7 protein-coding genes are annotated in these 7,384 nt (G+C 47.1%); 4 read left to right on the forward strand and 3 right to left on the reverse strand.

The genetic code is table 11. The features are described from left to right. Nucleotides 1–24: 24 nt before the first annotated feature. Nucleotides 25–1,407, reverse strand: coding sequence for a UDP-N-acetylmuramoyl-tripeptide--D-alanyl-D-alanine ligase (locus tag QUA33_RS18445; protein ID WP_333150094.1), 1,383 nt, complete (start codon nt 1,405–1,407; stop codon nt 25–27). A gap of 409 nt (nt 1,408–1,816) precedes the next feature. Between QUA33_RS18445 and QUA33_RS18450 the strand changes: the two genes are divergently transcribed. Together QUA33_RS18450 and QUA33_RS18455 are read left to right on the forward strand one after the other, a co-directional pair. Further along, nucleotides 1,817–3,097, forward strand: a complete 1,281-nt coding sequence (locus tag QUA33_RS18450; protein ID WP_333100232.1) for a hypothetical protein — start codon at nt 1,817–1,819, stop codon at nt 3,095–3,097. Nucleotides 3,098–3,384: 287 nt separating this feature from the next. After that, nucleotides 3,385–3,714 (forward strand): RNA-binding protein, encoded by a 330-nt coding sequence (locus QUA33_RS18455; protein WP_333072609.1) that lies wholly within the window; start codon nt 3,385–3,387, stop codon nt 3,712–3,714. Nucleotides 3,715–3,941: 227 nt separating this feature from the next. On the opposite strand, the gene clpS is transcribed toward QUA33_RS18455, so the two are convergent. Beyond that, nucleotides 3,942–4,223: an ATP-dependent Clp protease adapter ClpS gene (gene clpS, locus QUA33_RS18460; protein WP_015178019.1), complete on the reverse strand. Its 282-nt coding sequence runs from the start codon at nt 4,221–4,223 to the stop codon at nt 3,942–3,944. Between the two features lie 287 nt (nt 4,224–4,510). Here clpS and QUA33_RS18465 point away from each other — a divergent pair, with 287 nt between their 5' ends. Beyond that, on the forward strand, nt 4,511–5,113 hold the full coding sequence (locus tag QUA33_RS18465; RefSeq protein WP_333035210.1) for a DUF3172 domain-containing protein: 603 nt from the start codon (nt 4,511–4,513) through the stop codon (nt 5,111–5,113). 179 nt (nt 5,114–5,292) lie between these two features. Here QUA33_RS18465 and QUA33_RS18470 read toward each other — a convergent pair whose 3' ends face one another. Next, on the reverse strand, nt 5,293–6,624 hold the full coding sequence (locus tag QUA33_RS18470) for an AMIN domain-containing protein (RefSeq protein WP_333150096.1): 1,332 nt from the start codon (nt 6,622–6,624) through the stop codon (nt 5,293–5,295). Nucleotides 6,625–6,714: 90 nt separating this feature from the next. Here QUA33_RS18470 and QUA33_RS18475 point away from each other — a divergent pair, with 90 nt between their 5' ends. Next, nucleotides 6,715–7,272 carry an NUDIX hydrolase gene (locus QUA33_RS18475; RefSeq protein WP_333150098.1) on the forward strand — a complete coding sequence of 186 codons (558 nt, stop codon included), beginning with the start codon at nt 6,715–6,717 and terminating at the stop codon, nt 7,270–7,272. The last annotated feature ends 112 nt before the right edge of the window (nt 7,273–7,384 follow it).

A 7,384-nucleotide genomic window follows, 5' to 3' on the forward strand; every position in this document is an offset into this window, starting at 1 on the left:
CAAATCCCCAAAATTTCTTTTCTATTACTCCCCCGCAAAATCTGCCCTAAACTTCTCCACAACTCGATTTAACTCTACCGAGTGAGAAGCCTTAAATAAAATGCGATCGCCCGGTGTGACAAACTCCATTAAATGCCTTGCTAAATCTTCGCGGGAATTCTCCCTCGCAATATCTTCTACCTCCACAAAAGGCAAACCCGCCGCACCCGCAGCCATCGCCGCCGCTTCCTCAAAATCAGCAAAAACAAATAAAGCATCAAGATGCAAATCTCGCGCAGCCGTTCCCACTTGTCGGTGAAATTCGATCGCCCTGTCGCCCAATTCCTTCATCGTTCCCAACACCGCAATCCGGCGCTTTCCAGGAGTATCTGCTAACAGTCTCAACGCCGCCAACATCGACTCCAAACCAGCATTGTAAGTCTCATCCAGAATCACAATATCCTGGGGCAAATCGTAGCGGCGCGCCCGTCCGTCCGGTAACTGCACAGACAAACCTTGCTTTAAAACTTCCCAATCAATACCTAAAACTTTTCCTACCGCCAATGCCGCCAAATAATTTACAGCATTGTGCCGTCCCGGCAGCGGCAGCGGCAATTCTACGCCTTCTACTAACATTCTATCAGGATTAAGCAATTCTCCCCACAAATCCCCGTTTTCTAAACCATAAGTTAAAGTTTTTCCCTGCCAAAATTTGGCCGCAGTTGCAATTAATCTGTCACCATCGTGATTGAGAATAGCAATGCTATCAGCAGGCATTTCAGCTAACAGTTCGCACTTAGCTTTGGCTATCGCCTCTTCCGAACCCAATCGCCCGATATGCGCCGTTCCTACATTAGTAATTACCGCCACAGTAGGACGCGCAATTTGCGACAGCAGCGCAATTTCGCCACTCCCGCGCATTCCCATTTCAATTACAGCATAATTGTGGGAAGGTGAAAGCTCCAGCAGAGTTTTTGGTACGCCAATTTCATTGTTGTAGTTATATTGAGTTTTAAGAACATTTCCCTTCGTTGACAAAACCGCCGCAATTAACTCTTTAACAGTAGTTTTACCTACAGAACCAGTAACAGCAACTATAGGTATACTGAATTGGTCGCGCCACCAACGGGCGATCGATTGGTAAGCTTTTAAAGTATCGTCCACGCGCAATAGCGGAAAATTAGGCAATTCCTCTTCCCAATCTCGATCGACAATCGCGGCAATCGCCCCCAAATCCTCGGCTTTTGCCACAAATTGATGGCCGTCAAAAGTGTCTCCCCGCAGTGCCAAAAATACTTCACCCCCCTCAAGAGTGCGCGTATCTGTGGCAATACCTGTCCCTAAAATTGTCGAAACGCCCTCAGACACAGCAGGCAAAGGTACAGATAAAATTTCAGCAAGTTGGGCGATACTTACGCGACAAACCATAACCAGCACTCACATTTCAAATAATTATTTTCACAGCTAATTCTACCTCGCCCAACCTCAAATTTAACTAATAGCGGGCTGCGGATCGGGATTGACCTTGAACATCCTAATACGAAATCGTCCGCCCACCAAGAAATTATCCCGTACCTACCCACAATCTTTACCAATACTTTACAAAGTAGATGGTGATTTAAGGCCTTGCTAATTACAAACAATTCATGTCATGCTGGTGTTGATAAATAGTTTAACTAAGCAAAAAATATCGATCGGCTTAAGCTGCTGACAGCTTCTACCCATAAGCCTCATCCGGCGAGAAGCTCGGTTGACTCAATTGTTGCGATTCATTGGCCAATTCATCAAGATAATAGGGCTGAAAGCTCCTGCCTCAGCCTCGGAGGGTTAATCCACAGTGAACGACTACAACAGACAAAGCCACGAAGAAGAACAGCTACTTTACAAGCACTGGCTGGAGTTGGTACAACGAGAGCAGCCGGCTGAACTGATCGGCCGCTTTCGCACTTTGTTTATCCAAGGTACCGGATATCCCGATCGCTCGATCGCCGACGCACTTGAAAAAATAGCAGCCTCAAAACACGCCGAACAAGAATTCAAATACATCCTCAACCGCTGCTGCCACATCCTGATCAACCGTTGGCAAACATACCCCAGCAAGCAAGCAGCCATCCCTGAATTGATCGCTGTGTTTGAAGAAGCGCCCAAAATATTATTTGGATACAATCGATCGCGGGGGCGAGGCTCTATCCCCCAATTAGTAAATCAATTTACCGAAAGCGAACAGTACCTCACCCTCCAACGCTTAGCCAAAGTCATAACTCACAGCAATGAAGATAGCAGCAACAGCAAAACCCCTGCTACCCTTGCCCTCGGAACCTTAATTCCCCGTTACCCCTACCTCTACAAACACTGCCTCCTCAGCGACGACAGCACCTACGAACAGCAAAAAATCATTAAAAAAATCCAAGCTCAAAAGCAGCAGCAATTTGAGATCAATCTCTCACAATACGTCGCTCACCAAGTGAGAAAAACCCAAATAGCTCGTCGGGAAACCTCCCTTTCCTTCGGCAGAAATATACAAGTTATAAAAAATCCCACACTGTTGACCGACTCGGAACTATTCTTTGCCCTCAAGCAATTTGTCGGAAAAGTAGAAGGAGCCGATACCTACAGACAGCTAGCGGGCCGTTTCACGGCGAACGCCAGCACACATCAGTCCTACCGCTCCTTTAAAGACGACTTGTACGAATACCTGATTTCTTCTGTCACCGATGAGCGCTACGGCAAACGTCTCTTTAACGAAAAATTGTATAAGCAACTACAAAACACCCTGCCCCACAGCGACGATCAGAAGTTTAACGAATTTTTAATGATCAGAACTTGCAGCCAGTTATTGAACTTTTTAGTAGTGGAGAGTACTGTGCGGCCCAACCACTTTGTCTTCATCGACCTAATCTCAAACCTCGGACCCACCCAAACCACAGGTTTACTGCTGAAAATCGTACTAATTTGTGGCAAAGTCAAGCCCTACCTAGAGAAGCGACTGGCAATTTTGTTCGGTCACTACGAATGCAGTACCCGAGAAGGCGTGGTGTGGTTAGTCAAAGCCCTGGAAAACGTAAACCTAGCTTTGACTACCAACTTTGGCAAGGTGGATGTATCTTTCCTGCGGTGAGAGGGCGCGACATAACTTCTCTGCTTCCACAGCAGGCAAAACATCACACCGATCGAGCAGGTTTCTGAATACCCTAAAAGTTTTACATTATAATCAGAACGACTTAATTAACTCCTGAAAACTACTCAAAAGACTTTATTCTATGTTAAAGTACCTAGTGTGAATCAGATTCAGTTGCAGGCTTTGTTCATTGCTACAGAATTGTCTAAAAACTTGCCCTTCTGTATCGGCAGGGGACTCTCCGAAACTGAAATCTTCGCACTGTCTAAATTTTGGAGTTATTCCTCATGTCGATATACGTCGGTAACTTATCCTACCAAGTTACCCAAGAAGACATCACCACCGTCTTCGCCGAATACGGAACCGTTAAGCGAGTACATCTACCTACCGACAGAGAAACCAGTCGCCCCCGCGGCTTTGGTTTTGTAGAAATGTCCACAGATGCAGAAGAAGATGCAGCCATTAGTGCTCTCGACGGAGCAGAGTGGATGGGTCGCGATCTCAAAGTTAACAAAGCTAAGCCCCGCGAAGATGAAGGTGGCCGGGGCGGCGGCAACCGGGGCGGCGGCCCTGGCAAATTTGGTCGCGCAGGAGGAGGCGGAGGAGGACGTTATTAATTTCCTCGGATAAAGATTTGAGATTGGAGAGTTGAAATTGGTGCGAGAGCTCACCTAGCTCCGAACCACTTCCGGCCGTTCCGAAAAACCTATGCTCTTCAAGTTTCCATATCTACCGCATTAAATATACCAAAAAGCCAAGGGCCTAACCCTTGGCTTTTTGGTATGAGAGTTTACGGTATGATACTGAAATCGGCTGGGCGAATTCGTTGCAGTACCGTCAGGTTTTAATCGTCAGGTTCGATGCTGCTGCTCAATCCGTGATTGTTGAGGGTTTCAGCGTAAAACTCAGCGTGTTCGAGAGCGCAAACAATCACCAATCCCATCCCGTTAGTATGGGCTTCCATCATCACATTTACCGCCTGTGGCTGAGTCAGACTCGGTACCGTCGCCATCAAAGTCTGCACCACGTACTCCATAGGATTGAAATCATCATTGTGCAGCAGAACGCGGTAGCGCGGTGCAAGCTTGCGGACTGTGGAAGGCTTTTGAATAATTTCGACAGACACTAATCTATACCTCCTGACTTGTAAAATGTTAAAATTTGTCAACAATCTTGAGCCGGATTCCTCCGCTGTGCAAGACTATCTCACTTTCAGCTATTTTATTGAAATCTGAAAATTCAGACAAGGCAGCCCCTTGGTCGATCGCGAGCTGTGAACCCAACACCAAACCCACAGGAGGTGTCCTGGGCCCTCCGCAACCACCTTCCTAGCGCCATAATATTAGAAAGGCGAGATCGGTTAAAAATAACAAACTACTACCTGTTGAGTCTCCAGAACTGAGGGAACCTTATATGAAACGCAAACCTAAATCCTACAACGACAGATTCAGCGGCGACCCATCCCGAGGAGATGAAGACTCCGACTACCCCGGCTCCATGGGCGGACAGTCGCGGCGTCAACCTCAGTCCGGCAAACCCTCTTTCCTCAATTCCGCCACCCTAGGAATCTTAACAGCCGTCTTTATTCTGGGAATTGGGATTGGCATTGCCTTTAGCTCCACAGCTACAATTAGCCCAGAGAACGTAGCCTCCCGTGAATTTATCGATCGCAGTGCCCCGAACCCAGAACTTTGCGTGCAGTTTGGAGCAAGCGCGATGGTGACAGATATGCGCCTCTACGTCACCCTCAACCCTTTCAACGTCTACATCTCGCAGCCGAGTATGCGCCCCGGATGCGTCCTGCGAACCAATAACTGGGCAATTCTGGAACAAAGAAAACTCATCAGCCAAGACCAAGTGCGCGATTGTAAAAATCGCATGAACACCTTTGGCTTCACCGGCCCCTTGGAAGCTCAACCCGAAATTAACTGTATCTACCAAAACGACGGCGCTAAAAACCTGTTCCTCAACCAACCGGGTTCGATAGCTCCAACCACTGAAGGTCAAAATTTCTAAACCGCCGATATAGCGATTTTGATTAGAGTGAAGTAGAGATATGGGGTAGGGACTTAGGCTTAGCCTAAGTCCCTACTTTATTTCAGAGAATGGAAAACTGCTCTAAGTAAATTTTGAACCAAGAGGTTCGAGGGAAGAAGAAAGAAGACTTTCTTCCTTCTTCCTTCTTCCTTCTTCCTTCAAAAACTGAACTGGGGGAAATCTTCGGTTAACTGAACTTGCAAAATTTGGCCGGGTTGAATCGTAGCAGGTTGAGGAGCCGCGACGTAAGTGGTAGCAACACCACCTGCTGCTCCCGCCAACAAACCGATACCGGAAAAGCCGCTCAGCAAGAACAAAGCTAAGCCACCAATACCAGTATTTCGCAACAAACTGCGATCGGAAGGCTGAGCCCGCCGACCTTCCAGGGGTTCCGAGCGAGCCACCAGAGGGATATTGCGGCCGTTGAGACTAATAGCTTCCACTACAAATCGACTGCCGAGGTTAGTCGTTTCAAATCGACCGATGACCGATGTATTAGCAGGTACGATCGTATTGCCAAGACTGTCGAGAATTCCCCCTTGCAGCAGCAGCACTTCCTCTCGGCTGGGCTTCGCACGGGCAAGGCGCAAAGCCCGATCGCCGGGGTAGAGCAAACTGAGTTCCGTTCCCGCCGGCAACAAAACATTCGCCCCAGTCGCAGCCTGCAAAGGAGCATTTGAGCGGCCGCGAGGAAGTGGTTCACCAAAAGTAAGAGTGCGCTGTTGGGGTGCAGCAACAGCCGTTATTTGAGGGGCTAGGCGGGGTACAGCAGCAGCTTGTACCCCACGGCGTTCGTCAAGGCGAACATTAACTAAAGGCACTGTTATCGGCCGGATTTGGTCATTTGAACTAGACCGCTGCGAAAAATTTGAACCGGGATTTGGGGAAGTAGGAGACTCAGGTCGATCGACCTCTGTGGCAGCAGTTGAGTTGGAATCTGTCGGTGGCTGGTTTTGCGGTACTTGCATTGCAGGCTGGGGTTGAGTTTCGGAAGTTTCCATAATTGGAGTCGGTTCGATCGAAGGACGCAACACCCAGCGATTTTCTACCCCTATTCTTTGGAACTGAACTTTCCCTGCGCTGAAACCGACTCCAGGAGCCAAATTGACCAGAATTCTCGCCGTTCCCGGTTGAAGTTGACTCACCCCCACAGAACGCACTCTGCCTTGTGGGTATAGCTGAGTTGCATCTACTCCGAGCTCAGTATTGGGTAAATCCACAGCAATCTGAGACGGGTTGAGTAGAGAATATGTAGGGGTTGTTCCCTCTGGAAGAGTAATTTCTAACTGATTCGTCGCCGGATCGAATTTCCAACTTGTGACTGTAGAAGCATTTGCTGGTTCTAGTGTTACCGGCACTGTCGCAACTGCGGTAACGACTGCTAGACTCAGACTCAGTGACTCGATCGCCAACAATCCGGGTGCTAGAGAATTAACAGTCAATTTTTGTAAGTCTTCCCCAAATCGGGTGAATAATTTTTTGTATGGCATGGCGGCTAAGTGAAATTTTTGATCTGAAATAGATTATGGATGGGAAAATTGTGCCTTCGGATGACGCTGAAAGTTTAGCATTATGGCGATATGAAAAATTTAACTAAATGGAAATTATTGCGATCGCGCTTTGTTCTTAAAAACAAGTGGTGTCAGGTTAGACAAGATGAAATAGAATTGCCAAACGGACAAATTATAGACGACTTTTTTGTTAATGTCCGACCCAATATCGCCCTAATATTTGCCACGACAGAGCAGCAAGAACTTGTATTAGTGCGCCAATACAGGCACGGAGCAGGCGAAATTTTGCTGGAACTGCCTGCTGGATGTTTCAACCCTGCTGAAGAGAGCGGTAAATCGGCAGCCGCCAGAGAACTTGCCGAAGAAACGGGATATGTTGCTGAAGAAATTTTGGAACTAGCAACTTTATATGATAACCCTGTAAAAGACACTAATTCTATCTACCTATACTTTGCTAAAAATGTCAAGCTTGCCAGCAAAATTCAATTAGATATTACCGAAGATATTGAAGTAGTTTTAGTCCCCATTACCGAAGTTTTGGTAAAAATAAAAAACAGAGAAATTTGTGTATCAGGAAGCATCGCAGCTATTTTTTTAGGATTAGAGTTTTTGAATAAACAGCGCTAAGGTGCTGTGTGAATGGAACCTTACACGCTGTTTATTGCGCTTTTATCTTAACTCGAAAGAGTGAGAAAATCGAGAGAAGTCAGAGAATTATCAGCACCAAAAACCTGAGCCA

The sequence above is a fragment of the Microcoleus sp. Pol14D4 genome, assembly GCF_036701245.1.
In the GTDB taxonomy this organism is placed as follows: Bacteria; Cyanobacteriota; Cyanobacteriia; order Cyanobacteriales; family Microcoleaceae; genus Microcoleus.

Excerpts from the sequence above, each read along its gene's own strand:
- QUA33_RS18455 (WP_333072609.1), top strand. The coding sequence starts at position 3,385 with ATGTCGATATACGTCGGTAACTTATCCTACCAAGTTACCCAAGAAGAC.
- QUA33_RS18470 (WP_333150096.1), bottom strand. The coding sequence starts at position 6,624 with ATGCCATACAAAAAATTATTCACCCGATTTGGGGAAGACTTACAAAAA.
- QUA33_RS18445 (WP_333150094.1), bottom strand. The coding sequence starts at position 1,407 with ATGGTTTGTCGCGTAAGTATCGCCCAACTTGCTGAAATTTTATCTGTA.
- QUA33_RS18475 (WP_333150098.1), top strand. The coding sequence starts at position 6,715 with ATGAAAAATTTAACTAAATGGAAATTATTGCGATCGCGCTTTGTTCTT.
- QUA33_RS18465 (WP_333035210.1), top strand. The coding sequence starts at position 4,511 with ATGAAACGCAAACCTAAATCCTACAACGACAGATTCAGCGGCGACCCA.